The 20515-nt window shown below is 56.2% G+C and carries 25 protein-coding genes; 12 read left to right on the plus strand and 13 right to left on the minus strand.

What is annotated here, in order from left to right; all coding sequences use genetic code 11:
* The first annotated feature begins 1 nt into the window (after position 1).
* The 5 genes from ACHZBS_RS16885 to ACHZBS_RS16905 all read left to right on the plus strand — a co-directional run bounded on the left by ACHZBS_RS16885 (position 2) and on the right by ACHZBS_RS16905 (position 5397).
* Positions 2 to 886 carry an ABC transporter permease subunit gene (locus tag ACHZBS_RS16885; protein WP_319407691.1) on the plus strand — a complete coding sequence of 295 codons (885 nt, stop codon included), beginning with the start codon at positions 2 to 4 and terminating at the stop codon, positions 884 to 886.
* A gap of 30 nt (positions 887 to 916) precedes the next feature.
* Positions 917 to 1645, plus strand: a complete 729-nt coding sequence (locus ACHZBS_RS16890; protein ID WP_319407692.1) for an ATP-binding cassette domain-containing protein — start codon at positions 917 to 919, stop codon at positions 1643 to 1645.
* Between the two features lie 268 nt (positions 1646 to 1913).
* The gene (locus ACHZBS_RS16895; protein WP_394708005.1) at positions 1914 to 2762 is read left to right on the plus strand and encodes a C40 family peptidase; all 849 of its coding nucleotides are present in this window, start codon (positions 1914 to 1916) and stop codon (positions 2760 to 2762) included.
* A gap of 722 nt (positions 2763 to 3484) precedes the next feature.
* A complete protein-coding gene (locus ACHZBS_RS16900) occupies positions 3485 to 4717 on the plus strand; it encodes an inorganic phosphate transporter (RefSeq protein ID WP_319407694.1) in 1233 nt (410 codons plus the stop codon).
* A gap of 38 nt (positions 4718 to 4755) precedes the next feature.
* Positions 4756 to 5397 carry a TIGR00153 family protein gene (locus tag ACHZBS_RS16905; RefSeq protein ID WP_319409092.1) on the plus strand — a complete coding sequence of 214 codons (642 nt, stop codon included), beginning with the start codon at positions 4756 to 4758 and terminating at the stop codon, positions 5395 to 5397.
* 527 nt (positions 5398 to 5924) lie between these two features.
* Here ACHZBS_RS16905 and ACHZBS_RS16910 read toward each other — a convergent pair.
* From ACHZBS_RS16910 to ACHZBS_RS16970, 13 genes are all read right to left on the minus strand, one after another.
* Positions 5925 to 6134, minus strand: coding sequence for a TOBE domain-containing protein (locus ACHZBS_RS16910; protein ID WP_319407695.1), 210 nt, complete (start codon positions 6132 to 6134; stop codon positions 5925 to 5927).
* A gap of 75 nt (positions 6135 to 6209) precedes the next feature.
* Complete coding sequence (locus ACHZBS_RS16915) at positions 6210 to 7076, minus strand: NAD(P)H-hydrate dehydratase (protein ID WP_319407696.1); 867 nt, start codon at positions 7074 to 7076, stop codon at positions 6210 to 6212.
* Entirely contained in the window at positions 7061 to 7627 is a 567-nt protein-coding gene (locus ACHZBS_RS16920) for a DUF3343 domain-containing protein (protein ID WP_319407697.1), read from the minus strand. The genes ACHZBS_RS16915 and ACHZBS_RS16920 overlap by 16 nt, the downstream gene beginning before the upstream one ends.
* 1 nt (position 7628) lies before the next feature.
* A complete protein-coding gene (locus tag ACHZBS_RS16925) occupies positions 7629 to 7847 on the minus strand; it encodes a sulfurtransferase TusA family protein (protein WP_319407698.1) in 219 nt (72 codons plus the stop codon).
* 43 nt (positions 7848 to 7890) lie between these two features.
* Entirely contained in the window at positions 7891 to 8724 is an 834-nt protein-coding gene (locus ACHZBS_RS16930) for an MBL fold metallo-hydrolase (protein ID WP_319407699.1), read from the minus strand.
* A gap of 76 nt (positions 8725 to 8800) precedes the next feature.
* Positions 8801 to 9529, minus strand: coding sequence for an amino acid ABC transporter ATP-binding protein (locus ACHZBS_RS16935; protein WP_319407700.1), 729 nt, complete (start codon positions 9527 to 9529; stop codon positions 8801 to 8803).
* Positions 9483 to 10184, minus strand: a complete 702-nt coding sequence (locus ACHZBS_RS16940) for an amino acid ABC transporter permease (RefSeq protein WP_319407701.1) — start codon at positions 10182 to 10184, stop codon at positions 9483 to 9485. The genes ACHZBS_RS16935 and ACHZBS_RS16940 overlap by 47 nt, the downstream gene beginning before the upstream one ends.
* Positions 10185 to 10187: 3 nt before the next feature.
* Positions 10188 to 10916: an amino acid ABC transporter permease gene (locus ACHZBS_RS16945; protein ID WP_319407702.1), complete on the minus strand. Its 729-nt coding sequence runs from the start codon at positions 10914 to 10916 to the stop codon at positions 10188 to 10190.
* A gap of 87 nt (positions 10917 to 11003) precedes the next feature.
* On the minus strand, positions 11004 to 11909 hold the full coding sequence (locus tag ACHZBS_RS16950; protein WP_319407703.1) for an ABC transporter substrate-binding protein: 906 nt from the start codon (positions 11907 to 11909) through the stop codon (positions 11004 to 11006).
* Positions 11910 to 11942: 33 nt separating this feature from the next.
* Positions 11943 to 13028, minus strand: a complete 1086-nt coding sequence (yedE, locus tag ACHZBS_RS16955; RefSeq protein WP_324292408.1) for a YedE family putative selenium transporter — start codon at positions 13026 to 13028, stop codon at positions 11943 to 11945.
* An 859-nt stretch (positions 13029 to 13887) separates the two neighbouring features.
* Positions 13888 to 14052, minus strand: a complete 165-nt coding sequence (locus tag ACHZBS_RS16960) for a hypothetical protein (protein ID WP_394708045.1) — start codon at positions 14050 to 14052, stop codon at positions 13888 to 13890.
* Positions 13983 to 14213, minus strand: a complete 231-nt coding sequence (locus ACHZBS_RS16965; protein WP_319407704.1) for a hypothetical protein — start codon at positions 14211 to 14213, stop codon at positions 13983 to 13985. Before ACHZBS_RS16965 ends, ACHZBS_RS16960 begins: the two co-directional genes overlap by 70 nt.
* 10 nt (positions 14214 to 14223) lie before the next feature.
* Positions 14224 to 14658: an FAD-linked oxidase C-terminal domain-containing protein gene (locus ACHZBS_RS16970; RefSeq protein WP_319407705.1), complete on the minus strand. Its 435-nt coding sequence runs from the start codon at positions 14656 to 14658 to the stop codon at positions 14224 to 14226.
* A 481-nt stretch (positions 14659 to 15139) separates the two neighbouring features.
* On the opposite strand from ACHZBS_RS16970, the gene ACHZBS_RS16975 reads away from it, so the two are divergent.
* The 7 genes from ACHZBS_RS16975 (at position 15140) to ACHZBS_RS17005 (ending at position 20506) form a co-directional block, all read left to right on the plus strand.
* A complete protein-coding gene (locus tag ACHZBS_RS16975; protein ID WP_319407706.1) occupies positions 15140 to 16228 on the plus strand; it encodes an iron ABC transporter permease in 1089 nt (362 codons plus the stop codon).
* Complete coding sequence (locus tag ACHZBS_RS16980) at positions 16225 to 16977, plus strand: ABC transporter ATP-binding protein (RefSeq protein WP_319407707.1); 753 nt, start codon at positions 16225 to 16227, stop codon at positions 16975 to 16977. The genes ACHZBS_RS16975 and ACHZBS_RS16980 overlap by 4 nt, the downstream gene beginning before the upstream one ends.
* Before the next feature lie 285 nt (positions 16978 to 17262).
* Positions 17263 to 18348, plus strand: coding sequence for an iron ABC transporter substrate-binding protein (locus ACHZBS_RS16985; RefSeq protein WP_319407708.1), 1086 nt, complete (start codon positions 17263 to 17265; stop codon positions 18346 to 18348).
* Between the two features lie 40 nt (positions 18349 to 18388).
* Positions 18389 to 18940 (plus strand): tRNA (N6-threonylcarbamoyladenosine(37)-N6)-methyltransferase TrmO, encoded by a 552-nt coding sequence (tsaA, locus tag ACHZBS_RS16990; RefSeq protein ID WP_319407709.1) that lies wholly within the window; start codon positions 18389 to 18391, stop codon positions 18938 to 18940.
* Between the two features lie 96 nt (positions 18941 to 19036).
* Positions 19037 to 19369 carry a hypothetical protein gene (locus ACHZBS_RS16995; RefSeq protein ID WP_319407710.1) on the plus strand — a complete coding sequence of 111 codons (333 nt, stop codon included), beginning with the start codon at positions 19037 to 19039 and terminating at the stop codon, positions 19367 to 19369.
* Positions 19351 to 19761 carry a hypothetical protein gene (locus ACHZBS_RS17000; protein ID WP_319407711.1) on the plus strand — a complete coding sequence of 137 codons (411 nt, stop codon included), beginning with the start codon at positions 19351 to 19353 and terminating at the stop codon, positions 19759 to 19761. Before ACHZBS_RS16995 ends, ACHZBS_RS17000 begins: the two co-directional genes overlap by 19 nt.
* A gap of 127 nt (positions 19762 to 19888) precedes the next feature.
* Positions 19889 to 20506, plus strand: coding sequence for an FmdE family protein (locus tag ACHZBS_RS17005; protein ID WP_319407712.1), 618 nt, complete (start codon positions 19889 to 19891; stop codon positions 20504 to 20506).
* Positions 20507 to 20515 lie beyond the last annotated feature (9 nt).

Raw genomic sequence — 20515 nt, forward strand, 5'->3', positions numbered from 1 at the left:
CATGATCCGGGATTTTACCGAAAAATTGATTTTCGTGCTTTCCTGGGCCATGACGGCTGCCTTGTGCGCGGTTGTTCTGGTGTTTGTCGGGTATCTGTTCTACAACGCGCTGCCGAGCCTCGGCATAGAATTGATTTTCGGCACGGTGCCGCCCCTGGAGGCACTATTGGGTCGTGCGCGGGTCTTTGACGGGATTTTTGCTGCGCTTGCCGGCACCCTTCTTCTGGTGACATGGTCGACAGTCCTTGCCATACCCACCGGCGTGGCCGCGGGCATCTATCTTGCCGAATACGCAAGACCCGCCATCAAGGGGCTTTTCGGTTTTTTCTTCGATTTGCTGGCCGGCGTTCCATCCATTGTCATCGGCCTGTTCGGTTTCAGCATCGCCATTTTCCTGCACCAGCAGTTTCCCGGCAGGCTTGGCCCCTGCCTGCTCATCAGTGCGATGTCCCTGGCGTTTCTCGTCCTTCCCTACATCATCCGCAGCACTCAGGTCGCTCTGGAAAACCTGCCGCCAACTATCCGTAACACCGCTCCCGCTTTAGGGGCCACCAAACTCCAGAATATCGCCCATGTGCTGCTTCCGCGCGCGCTGGCCGGCATTGTTTCCGGGATCATGCTCGCCATCGGCCGATGTGCCGAGGACACGGCCGTGATCATGCTCACCGGTGTTGTTGCCATCGCCGGCGTGCCGCGCTCTCCCTTGTCGCCATACGAGGCCCTGCCTTTTTACATTTACTATATTTCCAGTCAGTATACCGACCCGGCCGAGCTTTCCAGGGGATATGGCGCCTGCCTCATTCTGCTGGCAACCTGTGCCATTCTCTTCATGCTGGCCTATTATATCCAGCGCAGCCTCACCTATCGGTCGCTTTACAGACTGTAGATCGGAATAAACTGTGCTATATCGGACGCGATGCAACCACAGGATAAAATAATCGTTGACGGAGTCAGCTTTTTCTATGGCCGGCACCCGGTTTTGAAGGACATCCGGGTGACTTTTGCCGAAAACGCCATCACGGCCGTCATGGGGCCTTCCGGACAAGGCAAATCCACGTTTCTGGGGCTTTTCAATCGTCTTTGGGATGACGTACCCGGCGTCCGGGTGGAAGGCGACATCCGGATTCGGCTGGGTGGTCGGTGGGTTTCTCCGTTTTCGGCGGATTTGCCCCTGCCGATTTTGCGCCGCAAGGTGGGAATGATTTTCCAGGAGCCCAACCCATTGCCGATGAGTATCGCCAGGAACATGGCGTTCCCTTTGAAACTGGCCGGCCTGCGCGACAAAGCCATCATTGCGGAAAAAATACAGAAGGCGCTGGCGCAGGCTTTTTTATGGGAGGAGGTGAAAGACCGTCTGGAAAAGAGCGCAATGGACCTCTCCGGCGGGCAGAAGCAGCGGCTTTGCATCGCCCGGGCATTGGTCCTGGAGCCTGAGGTGCTTTTGTGTGACGAACCCACCAGCTCATTGGACACGAAAGCCGCCGGGGTTATCGAAGATCTTCTCAAGCAACTCAAAAAGCAGTGCACGATCCTGGCGGTTTCCCACAACCCGAAACAGGTCGGCCGGATTGCCGACCGCATCCTGATGCTCCGGGATGGCCGAATGACACCGATGGCGCCAGGTGCCGTCGAATACGACGCCTGAGCATCATCATCCCACCCCCAATTTTGATGGATTCGCCAAAAGTCGAACGTGGCCTGTCGATGTCATCCCCGCGCAGTTATTCCGCAGTTCCTCCGTCCGATAAGCCAGATTATCTCATCAGGGGCAATGGCCACCCCATGGTTGAGGACGGCGGTGGTACCTGATTGGATGATCGTTTCCCGCCCACAGTCCCTAAAAAGGCAACAGCGGTTGAAGAGAAAATCGATTCCCATTAAATGCCGTCAACCAATATTTAAGAGGCAACCCGGTGGATAATCCAACAATTGAACAATCGGCGCCGACAGGGTACAATAAACGAATGAAAGCGTCATCCACTCGTCGACAAGTCCATTTGACGCGCCTGTTGCTGGTAGTCTTCCTGACCTGGGTTTGGGGTTGTTCCACTGTCAACAGCGGCACGCCATCGACGGAACCGTCCGGAACGGTCGGCAAAAGGGCGCATTTGCCGCGTCCGCCTATCCAGACCATCGGCTTCACCATTCAGGTGGGCGCTTTCGCCAGTGAGCGCAATGCTTCGGCCTATTCCCAGCTGTTGCAATCTCAGGGGTTGGACGCCTACCATTTCATCGATGCGGACGGTCTGTACAAAGTGCGCTTCGATCGTTTCCTCACCCCGGCAGCTGCCCTGAACCGCGCCCGAACGCTGCAATCCGACGGTATTATCGAAGTCTACTACATCGTGCGCGCCTTGCTGTACGAGGATATTGCCGGTGCGACACCGCAATTGCAGCATGATTTGATTCAGACGGCACAGCGCTTCATCGGCATCGAATACCACTGGGGCGGCACCACCGTGGAAACCGGGATGGATTGCAGCGGGTTGACCCAGACGGTCTACCGCCTTAACGGCATCGATCTGCCCCGCAGCGCCCGTGAGCAGTGTGCCGCCGGCGATCCGGTATCGCGTGACGATCTGGCCAAGGGAGACCTGGTTTTTTTCGATACCCGCCGCTGGGGAAAAATCAACCATGTCGGCATCTATTGCGGCAACAACATCTTCATTCACGCCCCCGGCAGCGGCAAGCGCATTCAGACGGCTTCATTGTCCGATGCCTATTACCGTAAGCACTTTGCCGCCGCCCGTCGCTATTTTTGATGGTGGAATGATTTATTGATGCCCCCTTATTGTCCATGCCTCGGATTTAATGCCGGGAGCAAAAAGCAAGCTTTTGCAACAATGAAAACAACGTTCCGATACCCCTTTTTAGCAACCGGATAGAACCCTTTAATCCTTTTGATATAGTGGTGTATCGATGTTTTTTCTAACATCATGAACTTGAATATAGCCTGAACTAAGCACAACGCAAGCTACCCGTGTGATTATCAGCCATGTATCTGGCGTCCGGGGAAATTACAAATATGATTTTATAATCTGTTGGGCGGAACAAAAAATAAAGTGACTGGAATTTGATATATCTGTATTAGTACTTACTCGACGTAAAGTTCCAATAATCTGCAAATCCTGAATCGATAATTTCATACAGATTGATCGACCTAATCACCGGTCAGGCTAAATTTCAGATACGGTATTGTAATCAAACGTTTTGGTGGGGTTAAAAACCGGTGATACATCGACCTAATCACAACCTATTCCAACATACAGATATGTTGGAGTTATCGGCATACAGCCGCTATCAGTTTTCCTCTGTGATATCAATTTCAAAGCCAATACATTCAGGAAAAGGCCAACCCTTCTTTCAAAAACTATTCATGTATTAATTAATCTATTCCAACATCGTCCAATGAATCGTTTCTTAAATTGCCCTTGCCTTCGCCAAATGGTATGTACCGTGTGACTCTGACCAATAAAAGTGCAACATGACTGCTGAATACCTGATTCTCATCATCGGCTTTGTTTTTGGATTTTACATGGCATGGAACATCGGTGCCAACGATGTTGCCAATTCCATGGCTCCGGCTGTGGGTGCCAAGGCGATCACCATTCGCCAGGCTGTATTGATTGCAGGCATTCTGAATATTGTCGGCGCAACGTTTATCGGTTCTCACGTCACCAACACCATTCGAAAAGGCATCGTTTCCACCGAGGTGATGTCGGATCCCCATGTCGTATTAGCGGGCGCACTTGCAGCGATGCTCGCAGCCGCGCTATGGGTCAGTTTTGCCACCTGGCGCTCCCTCCCGGTTTCAACAACCCATTCCATCGTCGGCGCCATGATCGGCTTTGGCATTACAGCGGGCGGCTTTTCTGCAATCAAATGGGAAAAACTGGGCGCCATCGTCATGAGTTGGATCATCTCGCCGGTATTCAGCCTCATTATCGGCTTTATTCTGTTCAAGGTGATAATCAAGGTCATTCTTTCACGCGATTTTGTGTTCGAACAGTCCATCCGGACATCGCCCTATTTCATCGGCAGCACCGTTTTTGTGGTGATTCTTTCGTTTGTTTTTAAAACCCCGCTCGGCAAAAAGCTGGCCATATCAACGCCAATGGCCCTGATCGCAGCATTTATTTCTGCAGTCCTGTTCGGATACCTTGGAAAGGTGCTGCTGCAGAAATTTCTTTCTCAAAAAGAAGGAAACGCCAACGGTGCCGAAGAGGTTTTCCGAAGGATTCAAATCGGTACCGCCTGCTATATTTCCCTGGCTCACGGTGCAAATGATGTGGCCAATGCCATCGGCCCCCTGGCTGTGATTTATTTTCTGGTCCAGACGGGAACGGTCGGCGCCCAGGTCCCTGTGCCGATCTTTTTATTATTGTTCGGTGGGGTTGGTATTGCCCTGGGCATCGGTATGGCAGGGAAAAGGGTAATGACAACCATCGGAACCAAAATTACGACGCTGACCAACTCCCGTGGATTCGCTGTCAGTTTTTCTGCAGCCACAACGGTTTTGGTGGCTTCAAAGTTGGGATTACCCGTTTCCACAACCCATGCAGCCGTGGGCGGGGTTATGGGGGTCGGTCTGGCGAGAGGCCTCGATGCCGTCAATTTCAGAATTATTTTTCAGATCATGATCTACTGGGTTCTGACGGTTCCGGCATCTGCCATAACCAGCATGATTGTCTATAAAATTATCCGTATTTTTTACTAGGGGAGATGGCCATGAGAATACCCTTATTGTCCATGTTCATGACGTCACCGTTTGAGGGGATGCAGGAGCATGCAGAAGTCATAAAGGATTGTTCGTGGGCATTTCAGGAAGCAGTGGAATGCCAGATCTCCAAAAAGTGTTCCCGATTTGACTCCCTCAGGGGAGACATCATCGAGATGGAAAGAGCCGCCGATGCCATCAAGAGGAGAATCCGGGGACACCTTCCAAGAGGCACACTCATGCCGATCGATAAATTCCAGCTGTTTCGATATCTGAGGGAGCAGGACAGTGTGCTGGACTCCATGGAGGAGGTGCTGGACTGGCTTTCGGTCAGACCCGATGCAGCAATTCCAGAAGCGCTTCACAAAGATATTTTCTTCCTGGTCGACACGGTGCTGGATCCGGTTGAAGAACTGAGCAGCATGGTATCGGAAGCCAGGAAATATTTTAATACCTATAAAGAAGAACAACGGGTTATCGTTAAAGAAATTATTCGAACGCTGCGTCTCCAGGAGCGTGAAGCCGATAGGATTGAACACACCATCAAGGCAAAAGTATTTAACATGGAAGTCGATCCAGTTACCGTTTTTCATGTGGTCAGATTGGCCGAGATTATCGGTTCAATCGCAGATCATGCAGAAAACGCAGGTGATATGATGCGGGCTATGGTGGCGAAATAGAATACAACTGCAAAAATGAGCCTGTAAGTCTACGGCAAAATGGCATCTTGCGCCCTTATGGCGCACCTACATCTTGTGGTCTGGCCAAACTTCGGGTGGGTGGTGATTACACATCAGGTAATGGAAATATCTGAAATACTGATTGCCTGGAGATACACTGAGAATATGCAAAGAAAAAATGAAGCCATAAAGCCTTTGGTTACATCCCACTAAATTGAGCGTTTCCCATTTTGTTGTTGCTGAAATGCAATAGGAATAGAATGGGTTATTTCAAAAACAGTTGACAAAATGGGAAACCCTCCGGGATTGCCGAGCTTACCCCATCTACGGCGTCAGATGTCGTCCCGCATAGCCTGCTATAGCGGAACGACACCTTCCTTGGATCTGCCGCAAGCTCGACAATCGCTCAACTTAGGCACTATTTTCAAATTGTGCAGCCACCCCACTACCACGGGTGAGACTCCCCATTGGTCAGCCGAAGTTAGAAAATAGGCCTTAAGGAGGACCGGGTGTAATCAAAGTGCAGCTTATGGCTTGACCGGAAGCACGTGAATGGCTTTGATGACCAGGAGCACCTCGTCACCGGGAGCCAGGTTTAGATCTTTTACCGATTCGGTGGTCAGTACCGACCCCATTTCCACCGGCCCGTCGACCCGGTACTTGACCAGGGACATGATTTCGTCACTCTTGATGGATTCGACCTTGGCCTTAATTTTATTTCTGGCGCCGTATTTCATTGCTTACCCCTCCTGTTGTTGATTCGTTATTCTTTTTATGTCCGATAATATATTCTTTCAACAGGTTGTGACCTGTTAGGCTCCGCAGGTGTCGAGCACTTGCTTCAGCGCCATCGGAATTTTGCGCACGATGGCCTCGATCTGGGTGGCGGGCGTGGGGCTGGCCAATTGTCCGGCCAGGCGGTTGGCCCGGGCGGCCAGGATGGCGGCCCGGTCGATGGGCATGCCGGCGGCCGCTAAAGCGGAGGCCAGTCCGGTCAGGGTATCGCCGGTACCGCCCATGGCTTCCATGGCCGGGCTGGCCGGGGTGTCTACGGTTTCGCGGATTCCCCGGGCATCGGCCAGACAGTCCCTGCGGCCTTTGACCAATAGCCATCGGGCCGCGTTGGCATTTGTGTAGGTCCGGTCGATCAACTCGGCCACCTTGTCTTCCTGATGCAGGATAAACCCGCGGGTGTAGAAAGGATGCGGCGCCTCTTCATCCGCCAGAAAGGCCAGCTCGCCCACATCCGGGGTGAACAGATCGTAGCTTTCGGCCTGCCCGCTCATCTTGGCCGCGTACATGAATCCGGCGTCGGCGATCAGGACAGGGCGGGGGAGTATCTTTTCAACGGTGAACAGCACACGGTTGTGCCAATCCACATCCGGTTGCAGGTAATGGAAGACCAGCACCGTCCAGGGAAACCCGGCCAACGCCTGTTCCAGGTGGGCATAAAGCCTGCGGCTGCCTTCGCCACGGCCGATGTCGCCTACCAGCCAGGCCTCCACCGGCGGCAGGTGCAGAACCGTCCCGGCTGCCAGGACCGCGCCCACCAGGGCCGGGGTCCCGCGATGGATTTCGATGGTGCGGTCGGCAACCGCCAGCCGGCCCTCTTCCAGGTGTACCGGTCCACTGACCAATGGAAAATCGGCGTCCGGAACCGTGCCTACGATGCAGAGCATTGGCGGCAGATCTCCTCATGGGCGAGTGCCAGGGCGTAACCGCAGAGGGTGTGGCCGATATCGCGTGGTTTCGGGGCTTCGCAAAGGGATTTGCCAACCATTGCCTGCGCCAGATAGGGGACGTCCGGACACCCGCCGCCGGAAACGTTCACGATGGTTTGAGAACGCTTTTCGATGCAGATTTTCATGTTGGCGGCCCGCACCATCAGCCAGGCCCCGTAGTCGACGGTCTGAAACAGATTCACCGGCGTCAGCAGCGGTCCGGTCACCGGCACCATCTCCAGCGGCGGCACGCCGGCCTCGTCCAGCAGGCGCATGATGTCGAGCCGCTCGATGAGGGGAAACTCGATCACCAGGTCGCAGCCGCGCCGGATTTCCGGCGGCGGTCCCATCACCCGCACCGGCCAGCCGGCCGCCTTCAGGCAGTTTTCGGCCTGAATCACCTCGCTGGTGTTCTCAAAGATCAGAATGCCGCGGTCAGCCCGGGGAGGTGTGGCGGTTTTTCCCGCGGCACCCCTATGGCCGTTTTTCAAAAACGAGAAAAAGCCCATTTTAACTTCTTACCACCGTGATCTTATAGCCGTCACCGTCGGGCTGGATCTCCTTGACGCTGCATCCCTGGCTGACGGCCGCACGGCTCACGTTTTCCTTGGACGTGTCGGTATCCACCAATACGACGATTTCATTCTCAGCGCCTTTTTTGATTTCGTCAAGGGTCAGCAGAACCGGTTGCGGACAGGAAAGCCCGCGGGCATCGACAATTTTCGACATTGTAAACCTCCTTATGCAGTCTTCATGTATATCGTTTGATATATCACGCCATATCGATCACGATCGAGTCCCCGGCGCACAGCTTGCGGATCCCGAATTCCTGATAAAAGCGGGTCAGGGCCGGTAAATCGGTACAGTGCATCGGATAGAGATGCGCAACCCGGTTGGCTTTGAAGAAATCGATCGTTCGTTCCAGTTGAAGCGTTTCTCCCATCAGGTGAAAGCCGCCCAAAACGGTGTGCAGTCGGTCCTGGCCCATGACCTTGCGGGCATGATCGACAATATTGCAGATACCGGCGTGCGAACATCCCGAAACGATCACCAGCCCTTTGGGGGTATCGATGACCAGGGCCGAATCGTCCAGGATGAAATCCGGAAACCGTTCGCCTTCCGCCACATGGTAGAAATTCGTCCTGAGGGCCTCGAAATCGTTGGTGCGCGGGATTTGCCCGAGGAAATAAATTCCCTTTGCGATGCGGTAAGGCGCTTCGGACAGGAGCAGATCGAACCGTGCCGCGACTTCTTCGCGGTGCCAGCCGATTCCGTTGTATTCCCCCGATGCCTTGTGCCGGTCGACGAAGACACCGGGATGGGCCAATAAGCGGAACTTGGCGCTCGACGTTTCGCAAAGCGCCTTCAGTCCGTCGGCATGGTCCCAGTGGCCATGGCTCAGCACGACCCGGTCGGTCGTCTTCAGGTCGATTCCCGAAAGGGCGGCATTGTGCAAAAAAACGTCCGTGGCCCCGGTGTCGAAGAGGATCCTGCGATCGGCTTCGATAAAGGCGCAAAAACCGTGCTGGGCCAGGAAGATCTTGTCCCGGTAACCCATTCGGGCCTGGTCCTCGCATAGGATGGTAATTTTGATGCTGTCGTTCATCGCCAAAACGCTCTTTGTGATTCGAGATCGCCTGCAGATCGTTGCCAATCGACGCCGCCCATCCGGCAAAAGCCGCCTATATCAGGATCCGATCGAGAAACTGGCGGGTTCTTTCATTTTTCGGCCGCTCGAAAAAGTCGCGTCCGGTGCCCGTTTCGACGACCTTGGCCGCGCTCATGAAAACGATGCGATCGGCCACTCCCCGGGCAAACCCCATCTCATGGGTGACCACGACCATGGTCATGCCCTCCTTGGCCAGATCGCTCATGACATCGAGGACCTCTTTGATCATCTCCGGATCCAGGGCCGAGGTCGGCTCGTCGAAGAGCATGATCTTCGGTTCCATCGCCAGGGCGCGAGCGATGGCCACCCGCTGTTTCTGGCCGCCGGACAACTCCTCCGGGTAGCGCGACGCCTTTTCCGGGATGCCGACGCGTTCGAGCAACGCCGTTGCCTTTTTTTCGGCCGCCGCGGGAGACGTTTTGCGCACCCGTATCGGCGCCAGGGTAATATTCCGCATCACCGTCATGTGGGGGTAGAGTTCGAAATGCTGGAATACCATGCCGATATCGGCGCGCAGTTTGTGGATATCGGTCCGCGGGTCGCCGACAGACACGCCGTCCACCAGGATTCTACCCTCCTGAAACCCTTCCAGGCCGTTGATGCACCTGAGCAGCGAACTTTTCCCCGAGCCGCTCGGCCCGCAGATGACGACCGTTTGGCCGCGTCCGATGGTTTCACTGACATCGTCGAGCGCTTTATGCGCCCTGTCGTACCACAGACTGACATGCTGAATCTCGATCAAGCGCAAACGTCCTTTGCCGACCCCTTTCCAGGCGTTGACTGGCCAGTGAACCGGCCGAACAGACCGCAAAATAAACCACACCGGCGAAAAGATAGAGTTCCACGGATCTCGCCTCCCTGGCGTCCACCAGGTTGACCCGTCGTAAAAATTCCCTCAGGCCGATCACATAGGCCAGTGACGTATCCTGAAAAATCACCACCGACTGGGTGACCAACGCCGGCACCATGTTGCGCAGGGCCTGGGGCAGGATCACATAACGGGCCGTCTGGACGTTGGTCAAACCGCTGGCCCTGGCCGCCATGGATTGCCCTTTGGGAATGGACTGGATCCCGGCGCGGATGATCTCCGCAAAGTAGGCTGCCTCGAAGACGATGAAGGAAACGATGGCGGCGGCAAAGGCCCCCATCGATTTGCCCGTGATGACCGGAAAGAGAAAATAGAGCCAGAAAATGACCAGGATCAAGGGGAGGCCCCGGAAGAAATGGATGTACAGCGTTGCCGGCCAATAGAGCCAGAACCGGGAAGAAAGCCGGGCCGAGGCCAGCAGGGTGCCGAGTATCAGGCCGCATGCGATGGTGATGGCTGCCAGCTGAACGGTCAGTCCCAAGCCCCCCATCATGAAATCGAAGTTGTCGACAATGACGCCCGTGTCCATGGCCTACCGTCCCCTGCCGATCATTCCGGGAATCCGGAAGCGTTTCTCGACAAATGCCATGCACGCGACAATGCCGATCGCAATGCATAGGTACACCGTGCTGGCCGCGGTGGTCGTTTCCAGGCCGCGCCAGGTGAAGGAATCGATATAATACGCCGTGTGGGTGACCTCCATCACGCCGATGGTCATCGTCAGGGCCGAATTCTTGAAACAGGTCAGAAATTCGGTGGTGAACGGGGGCAGGATGAGTCGAAGGGCGAACGGTGCGATCACGTAACGGTAAACTTGAAACGTCGTCAACCCGGTGGCGTAGGAGGCGCGGTACTGATCCCGCGGAATCGACAGCAGACCGGCACGAAACTGTTCCGCGACCCGGGACGCCGTGTAGGTGCCCAGGGCCACCACACCGGCCCAGAAAGCATAATTGGGCACATTGTCGTACAACCACGCCTGGGCTGGTTTGGGAAGCAGCAGCGGCGCGGCGAAGTACCAGAAAAAGAGCTGAACCAGAAACGGGGTGTTGCGAAAGACCTGCACATAGACGCCGCCGGCCAAACTGGCCGAACGCAGGGGCAGGACCCGGCAAATGCCGACCATCAGCCCCAGCGCAAGCGCGATGAGCCAGGCCAGCAGCGACAGGTGAACGGTCGTGGCAATCCCCTTGGCCAGCATGCCGCCATAGGGGTGGCGCCACAGAACGCTCCAGTCGAAGGTGTAATTCAAGATCCCCATGGCTACCCATAGGCCCCCTTGAATGTCGTTCCCGGTGGTTCGAACCGGGGTAGCCTCATGGGAGCCTGTTTTTTCCGTAAACCTTCTTTAATCCGGATAACTCAACGCCTTGAGCAGGGTTTTATACTCGGTGCTCATCGGCAGGGGGACTTCGCCGTCGGGGCCGAACCACTTGTCATAGATCCGCTCGAATTCGCCGCTTTTAATGCTCCGGATGAGGGTATCGTTGACGAAATCGCGCCACTCCCCTTGCCCTTCCGGCAGAATGATCCCGTAAGGCTCGTAGGTCAGGTATTTTCCGACGATTTTCCAGTCCCCGGGGGTTTGCGCCTTGGCCTTCATTCCGGCCAGGATGCTCGCATCGGTGAAATAGGCGTGGATCTTGCCCTGTTGCAGTGCCAGAAACCCCTTGTTGTGCTCTTCGAAGAGGATCTTCTCGCAAGCCGGCTGAATCAATCCCGATTCGATGGCCCTGTCCAGGCCCTTGATGTTGGCGGTGGAGCCGCTGCCCATACCGACGCGCTTGCCGGCCAAGTCCGGAAAGTCGGCTATCGGACTGTCCTTGGGCACCAGGAGCATTGTTCCGGTGAGAAAATAAGGCAGGCTGAAATCGACCACTTTCTCTCGTTCCAGAGTAATGGTCGTCGATCCGATGCCGATATCCACCGTGCCGTTGACAACCAGCGGGATGCGGGTTTTCGGGTTGATCGGCTGCTTGACAAGTTCGATCGGCTTGCCGAACCGGGCGCTCAAGGCATCGACGATATTCTGTCCGATATCGATTCCGAAACCCACCCATTGCCCTTTTTCGTCGATATACCCGAAGGGAACGGAGCCTTCGCGAAAGCCCATGACAACTTTGCCGCTTTTTTCAATTTTCTCTAGTATCTCCTGTGCGCTAGCCGGTCTGGCCAGCGCGATACCCATCACAACCGCCAAGGCGCCCAAAAACAGGAATGAAATCGATTTCCGCCGGTATTTTTCCATTTTCATTTCTTCTCCCTCGACTGCCGTTGAAATCAAATGCTATTTGGCGGTTTGACGCATCGTAAATCCAATGAAAAGACACACCGCCATGCCCACGACCACGGCTGCCACCCCGTGGGGGCCGACCCCCGCTGGCGAGCTGGCCAGTCCGAAATTGTGGGAGAACCCAGCCCCCACGATCATTCCCAGCACGAACACGGCCGCATCCCCATCGCCTTCGCCGGAGAGAAACAGCTGGCGTCCGGGGCAGCCGCCGGCCAGGGCAAAGGCCAGTCCGGCCAGGGTCATTCCGGCAAAGTTCCAGACCTGCATGGTATGGGCCACCGGTTGGCCGGCAAAGCCCGGGTGGAATTGCCCTAGGGCCAGGTTGACGATAAATGCAAAGACGACCAGGCTGAGGAATCCGGTCAGCAAATGAATCTGGCCGAACAAAACCAGATCGCGGATGGCCCCCATGGTGCAGAACCGGCTTCGCTGGGCCAGAAAGCCGATGCCCATGCCCACGATCAGGGCCAGAAACAGGGGTGCGTGCATAGCGCCGGGACCTTTCAGGCTGTAGAAGAGAATTCCGCTTTTCTCCTGGCCTTGGGCTTGCGGGAAAACGATCATGAGGGCGAGAAAGCCGAGCATGATCAGCGGCAGCATCCAGCCGACGGTGGTGTGGGTGGCCTGGGTGCGGCCCAAGTTGAACCCATTTTTTAGGAAAAGGGTGCCGATCCAGATGCCGAATGTCAGACCAAGCAGCCCGAAGATGGCGTTGCCGTCTCCACCGGCCAGCCGCAGGACTGCCCGCCACGGGCAACCCAGAAAGACCAGGGCGCCGATCATGGCAAAAACGCCGAGGACGAAGCGGACAATGGGTGCCGATCCCACCCGTGGCCGGAACTCCTTGAAGAGATACGCCGCGATCATCGAGCCAATGACGAACCCGATGATTTCGGGGCGGATATATTGTACCACCGCGGCCCGGTGGAGACCTATCGCGCCGGCAATGTCGCGTTCGAAGCAGGCGACGCAGATGCCCATATTTCCGGGATTGCCCAATTTTTGCAACAGCGCGGCCAGAATGCCGATAATCCCTCCCACGCTGACGATTCCCCACCGGCCGGCAAAAAAGTTTTTCATGATGTCCGCTTCCTCCTTTCCACGAGTTGCAGGCGGTTATATGATGTGAGCATTAACCCATTTTCACGAAATAGCACTGAAGTCTAATACATAATTTGGATAAGTTGCCATGGTGCCATTCAAATTTCCAATAAGATAGACGGTGGTTTTCTTTCTGCTCGTTAACGATTCAGAATTCAGGGTCGAACCGATCCGACAATGAGGTAGGGTAAAAGAATTTGAAAATTTGGCCGAAAATGGTTTCAGCCGTTCAGTTTTGGGGTTAAGATCTGTACGCTAAGTGGAATACTGGTTAACGGCAGTCGATTGATTGACCAATATCGTCAGGTAATTGCAGTGAATTGGAGCTCGGACTAAGCCCGAGCGACCCGAAGAGGTTCGGACCGGTCCGGCGAGCCATTCAGCCGGCAAATGGTTATTTGAACGTCGAACACTGAACATCGGTTCCGATCTGGTTCTGGTCTACAGTTGTGAGGGACAATGAAGCCCTCTCGGGAAGGCCCAGTCAGCCACCTGGAAGTAAATTTATCTTGATAGCAGGAGGATTTGAAAGTCCAACGAGGTGAAAGGTGTGTGCCCCGAATCTGCCCCACAGCTCCGAGAAGATGTCACTTATTGGGAGTGTGCCGATCTTGTCGATGCAAGCGCAGGCGAAACGGGTAAAGCGTTACAGACGAGCGATACCCGGCTCCCCGGGGTCTCAGTCGGCATCGCGTTGGACAACGGCTTTAGAGAAACCAGGCGACCTTCTCCTTCACGGTTCCCGTTTTCAGGGGCGGTTCCAGGCGTGAGAACTGCTCGAAACGAATTCACCCACGTCCCGCAACTTGGCGGCCAGCGTGCAGGCATCGTCGGCAGATTAATCCAGTTCTTCGATCAGTTTCGGGTAGATGTGACCCAGGGCCGGTCCGCAGGTGGCGCCGTCCACCACCACGGCATCTAAGTTGTCGCCCATCAGCGCATGGATATTGCCGCGGATATTTTCTCTCGCCCCCGCAACATTGCCGTGGAAGAAAAGAGGCAGGCCGCAGCAGCCCTGACCGGCAGACGCCCCTCGGCGCAGCTTTGGATCAGGTGAACCTTGGTCCGCGGGACGGTGGTTTCCTCACGCATCACGCGGTACACCGGGCACGAGGCCAGGCAGAGGCCGTACTTGCCGCACGGGTGGGTTACATCGGCGTTCATGGGCGCGTCCTCATACGAATTTCCCGGGGGTGAGAATGCCATTGGGGCCGATGCTGCGTTTGACTCGGGTCATGAATGCCCGCGACGCATCGTTCATGGCCATGGGCAAGTAGTTCTTTTTAGCCAGGCCGATGCCGTGTTTGCCCGACAAGGTGCCATGGTGCGCGCTTCGATCACCTCGGTCGACGCCAGAACCACTTCCAGGGAGAGCACATAATCGGCGGTGACGCCGTACTTGAGGCAGCGGGCGGTGACCGCTTCTCGCGGTTGGCAATGGCCATGATCGCCGCAACCTGGTCGGTTGAGGTGGCAACAGGACCCGGTCGGGCGTCGTTTCCTCCACAAAGGCGTCGTAAGCGTAGGCCAGCAGATTTACGGGGGCGTCGATAAAGCACCCCCGGTCGACCGTTTTTTTCAGACTCGTGTTGATGCTCGCGTTAATCAAGGCCAACTCATAAAAAGCTTTTCCCGGCCGCGCATGTTTGGCGATCGATAAGGAAACAGGGCTTTGTGGGAGCGGCGTCCCGTCGCGATGGTCCCTGAGCGAATCACGGCGGGAAGCCATTCCCACGAGGCACCCACTAATCCACATTTCAGGCGATCACCTTCAGCCGAAAACCGAAAACATACTGACTGCAGCACGTTCCGGGGTCAATGGATTTTCGTACGCCAAGGACCCTTCGCGTTCGCAGGCCCGTGGCGGGACGGCACGCATCGAAAAAAGGTTGACACGCAAAACCGGATTTGAAAATATGCTTTCAATAACCGGGCGGCTGAAGCCGTCCCCGCTTGTCGAGAAAAGAAGCCGGCCCCTTTGCGGGGCGATCACAGATATCGTTAACAACGCCACGAAGGCCACGTGAGCACCACCCACCGGTGTGCTCACGTGGCCTTTTTCGTCTGGTCAGACGCCATCGGAGATGCGGATGCTCAACCTGTCGATGAACGCAAAAGTGTCCGGTAGCCAGAATGATCAGCGATCCTTTCCGTCGATCGCGCGGCTGCCCGGTCCAATGACCGAATCGTTTCTGGGTTACGTTCGCGGAAAGCGCAACCGGCTGCTTCTGCTTGTAGGCACGACCGTATTATTGGCGGTAATTGCCGTTACCCAGGGCGCATACGACATTGACCTGGCCCATCTGTTAGCGGTTTTGACCGGATCCTCCGCCGGACCGGCCGATATCGTCATCTGGAAAATTCGGCTTCCACGGATCGTCTCTGCCATTGTGGTCGGCTGGGGACTCTCCCTGTCGGGCCTGGGCATCCAGTCTCTTCTGAAAAACCCGCTGGGTTCTCCGATCACCCTGGGGATTAGCCATGGTGCTGCTTTCGGTGCATCGGCCGCCATCGTTTTCCTGGGACAGAAGGTTTTCCCGGTAACGGTGTTTGCCTTTGCCGGCGCCATGGGGTCGACGGTCGTTATCATGATGCTGGCCGGGATCCGGCGCCTTTCCCCCGAAGCCATCATCCTGTCCGGCGTGGCATTGTCCTCCCTGTTTCTGTCGGCCACCGTGCTTGTCCAATACCTGGCTTCAGATACGCAACTGGCCGTTGTCGTCTTCTGGACCTTTGGTGACGTGGCTCGCTCCAGCTGGACCGAGATCGGTCTGTTGAGCGCGGTGGTTGTCGCTGCCACCCTTTTTCTGGTTCATCACCGCTGGGATCTGAACGCCATGGCCGTCGGTGAAGAAACCGCCAGAGGACTAGGGGTCAATGTGCAGCGTCTGCGGCTTTCCGGTATGCTAACGGTTGCCCTTATGGCGGCCCTGGCGACGGCGTTTTATGGCATCATCGCCTTTGTCGGTCTGATCGGCCCGCATATCGCCAAGCGCCTAGTGGGCGGCGACCATGGCCTTCTGATCCCATTTTCAGCCGTCATCGGCGCGTTGCTGCTGCTGGCCGCCGACACCCTCGGACGCGCCATGATCGGTTCCGGCGCCCTGCCGGTGGGTATTATCACCTCCTTCATGGGGGCGCCCATGTTTCTTTACCTGCTCATCCGGGGATATCGATGATCCTGTCGGTGGAGAACATCCGTTTTGCTTACAACAGCCACCCTGTGCTGGATGGGGTTACGTTTGCCGTCGAGAAAGGAAACCTGCTGGCCATCCTGGGCGTCAACGGGGCCGGCAAATCGACCCTGCTCAAGTGTCTCAACCGCGTTTTGCGCCCCCAGGGCGGATCGGTTCTCCTTGGCGGAAATAACCTTCTGCGGCTTCCCCAGGATGCCATCGCCAGACGGATAGGCTATGTTCCCCAGCAACACAGCCAGACGCGCCTGACGGTCTATGAGGCCGTTCTGCTGGGTCGGCGGCCGCATATGGGGATGACCGTCAGCAAAGCCGATTATACAGTGGTCGAAGAGACGCTGCAGCGTATGGGACTTTCCGATCTGGCCCTGCGCCCGGTGAGCGACCTGAGCGGCGGTGAAGTGCAGAAGGTGATGCTTGCCCGCGCCATGGCGCAATCCCCGAAAATCCTGCTGCTCGATGAACCCACCAGCAACCTCGACCTGAAAAACCAGATCGAGGTCATGGGCCTGATCCGCAGCGTGGTCGACCGCCAGGGGCTCATGGCCGTCGTTGCCATCCATGATCTGAACCTGGCGCTTCGCTTTGCCGATCTTTTCCTTTTTATCCGCAACCACCGGGTCCATGGCATTGCCACGAAAAATACGGTCGATGCGGCGATGATCGAACAGGTATACGGCCTCGAAGTGACTATGACCGAAGTGGCCGGACAGCAGGTGGTGGTGCCGGTGTGATCGATGAGGGATCAAGGATTCAAGGGGTGGGGGACTGTTTGTCGGTTGAATTGGTTTGATTGGTCCGATCGGTTAAAAAAAATACTGAACGATCAACATATAGTAAAAACACATCGAAATCGGGATCGGGATCGAAATAGATCGATAGGATAAGTGCTGAGTGCTGGGACTGAGAGGTAACACAGATATTGGACTCCCGAAGCAACCTTGTGGATAAGTATTCCCGGCCTTAAAAAGCTTTATTCGTTATCGTTTCGGATTGGATCCGTAACTGAGGAGAGAGGCATGCGATTAAAATTCTCAATGGTATTGCTGCTGACCCTGGGACTCTGCACATCGGCCCTGGCAGCCCCGATAACCGTAACCGACCTCGCCGGGCGCAAGGTAACGGTTCCGGCGCATCCGGCACGGATCGTCTGCGTCGGACCCGGTGCCCTTCGGCTGATCGTCTACCTCGAGGCCCAGGACACGGTGGTCGGGATCGAATCCATGGAAAAACGCTATGCCGCCGGCCGCCCTTACTGGCTGGCCCAGCCGCAGCTCAAGACGCTTCCGGTGATCGGTCCCGGCGGCCCGGGGGCGATCAACAAAAAACCGGACATGGAAGCGATGCTGCACGTAGCGCCCGATCTGATCTTTGCCACTTACATGGATGCCGTCCTGGCCGATGAGGTGGCCGATACCCTGGGCATTCCCGTAGTGGTGCTGAGTTACGGGGAACTGGCCGTGTTCGACACCCGGGTATACGATTCCCTCAAGCTGGCCGGGAAAATTCTGGGACGCGAAGCGCGCACCGATGCGGTGATTGATTTCATCGAAGCGCTGCGCACGGATCTCCACCGTCGCACGGTCGCGGTTCTTGATGGAGAGAGGCCCGGCGTGTTCGTGGGGGGCATCGGGCATCGGGGCACCCACGGCATTGAAAGCACCCAGCGGGACTACATCCCGCTGGACTGGAACCATGCCGTCAACGTGGCCCAGCAGGTCAAGGCCACCATCGGCAGCCATGTCATGGTGGACAAGGAGACGCTTCTGGGCCTCGATCCCGAGGTGATCTTCATCGACGACGGCGGCCTGGCCCTGGTGGCCGAGGATTACCGCAAGAAACCGGATTTCTACGACGCGTTGAAGGCGTTCCGGCAAAAAAAGGTTTTCACCCTGCTGCCGTTCAATTTCTACACCACCAACATCGGCACGGCCATGGCCGATGCCTACGCTATCGGCAAAACGATCTATCCGTCGCGTTTTGTCGACGTAGACCTGGCGGTAAAGGCCGACGAGATTTACACCTTTCTGGTGGGTAAACCGGTCTATTCGGCCATGCAGGCCGAATACGGACGGCTGGGACAGGTGGCCCCGTTCCTCGAATGATGGTTTTTAACTGCTTGTGAATATTATCGAGGAGAAAAAAGTGAGCGACACCATTAAAACCTTTCCTGAAATGGCGCTGCGGCCTGTGGGCGTGGTGCACAGTTCGATCAAAACGCCGATGCTGCTGGCCGGAAAGTCGGATCTTTCGCTGACCGAACGAATGGACATGATCAAGGCTCATCATCGTCAGGTCGAGGCGTGCATCTGCGAGCTGGTCATCGAGCCCCAGTGGGAGGAACTCCTGGACGGCATCGAGGGCTTTTCTCACGTGCTGGTGCTTTATTGGCCGCACCTGATCGATCCGGCCCGGCGAAACCTGAGAAAAGTCCATCCCATGGGGCGCAGGGATCTGCCCATGCAGGGCATTTTTGCCACCTGCAGTCCGGCGCGGCCCAATCCGGTGCTGGTGTCTGCGGTGCCGTTGGTGGCGCGCGCGGCAAACGTGCTTACCGTAAAAGGACTGGAAGCGGTGGACGGCAGTCCGATCATCGATCTGAAACCCTATTCGAAAAACTACCTTCAGGTGGACAACCTGAAAATGCCGGCGTGGATGGAACAGATTCACCGGGAGCTGGAGGACGATAACATTTGATACTGAATCGAATTGTTAAGTTACCCGCCCTTTGCGTGCTGTGGCGTTCCATGCCGGTCGTCCGGCCGCGTGAGAATCGGAAAGGAAGACCAAAAATTGTACAATAGCACGGATCCTAACCCTAACCCCGTAGCCAGGGAAATGGCTGCGGGCGGCCCCAACGCGTTTGCCTGTCCCCACGATCACAATTTTTTTTCCGATCAACAGCAGGCCAACGAACGGCGGACCTGGTGGGTGATCATGCTTACTGTTTCCACAATGGTGCTTGAAATCATTTCCGGGTTGATTTTCGGATCCATGTCGCTGCTCGCCGACGGCTGGCACATGGCCAGCCACGCGTCGGCCATGGCCATCATCATCACCATGGTCATCATGATCACGACCACAATCTGCGGGCGGCCTATTTCCATGTGCTGGCCGACGCCCTGACATCGATTCTGGCAATTGCGGCATTGAAGTTGGGGATGCTTTGGGGGTGGTCGTTTCTCGACCCTGTCATGGGCATTGTGGGTGCGCTGCTGATCTGCCACTGGGCCGTCGGGCTCATGCGGGAATTCGGGAGCGTCCTTTTGGATCGAAGCGGCAACAAGAACCTGGTAAGAAAAATCGAAGAAACGATCAACGATGTCAACGGCGTCAGAATCATCGACTTTCACCTTTGGCGGCTTGGACTGGGCCATTACAGTGCCATTATCTCCCTGGAGTCATCCAATGGACTGAATCCGGACTATTTCAAAAAGCGGATGCGGCATATCCGCGGATTGTCGCACCTGACCATCGAAGTGAATGCGGACTCGGCGCTTTGTGCTGAAAAGAAGTAAAAGCGGAGCGCCCGTCTACCTGTTGAGGGACAGTGAAGTGTCTGAACCGTTTTGCGCCACTGTGTCGGACAGACGGGATCGCTTATCGAAGAAAAAAAGACCGAACCGAAAAGGAAAGGGAAACACGATGAACGCACCACAGATCATGGAGAGCGACGATTTCAAGCGCTGCGCGGCCTTCCACGGCCACGTCTGCGGCGGGCTGGCCATCGGCTACGTGGCGGCCACCGCCGGACTGGCCTGGCTCAAGGAGAAGCGCGCCCTGGACGAGGAACTGGTGGCCATCGTGGAGACCGACGCCTGCTGCGTTGACGCCATCCAGGTGCTCACCGGCTGCACCTTCGGCAAGGGGAATCTGATTTACAGGGACTACGGCAAGATGGGCTTCACCTTCTTCAACCGCCGTACCGGCCAGGGGGTGCGGCTGGCCATGCGACCCGACACCTTTCGCGTGAATGAACGCCAGATCGAGCTGTTCAAAAAGACGCGCGACGGCAGCATTACCGAACTGGAAAAGGCCGAACTCAATGAACTCGGGGCGCAGCGGACCGCCGACGTGCTGAACACCCGCTCCGAAGACCTTTTTGCCATGACCCCGGTCACCGCCGGTATGCCCACCAAGGCGCGCATCGAACCGTCCACACTCTGCAGCCGCTGCGGCGAGCCGACCATGGCTTCGAAACTGGAAACGGTGGGCGAGACCCTGGTCTGCCGGGGATGTCTGGTACAATCACGGCAGACATGAAAAGCGGTT

The sequence above is a fragment of the uncultured Desulfosarcina sp. genome, assembly GCF_963664155.2.
In the GTDB taxonomy this organism is placed as follows: Bacteria; Desulfobacterota; Desulfobacteria; order Desulfobacterales; family Desulfosarcinaceae; genus Desulfosarcina.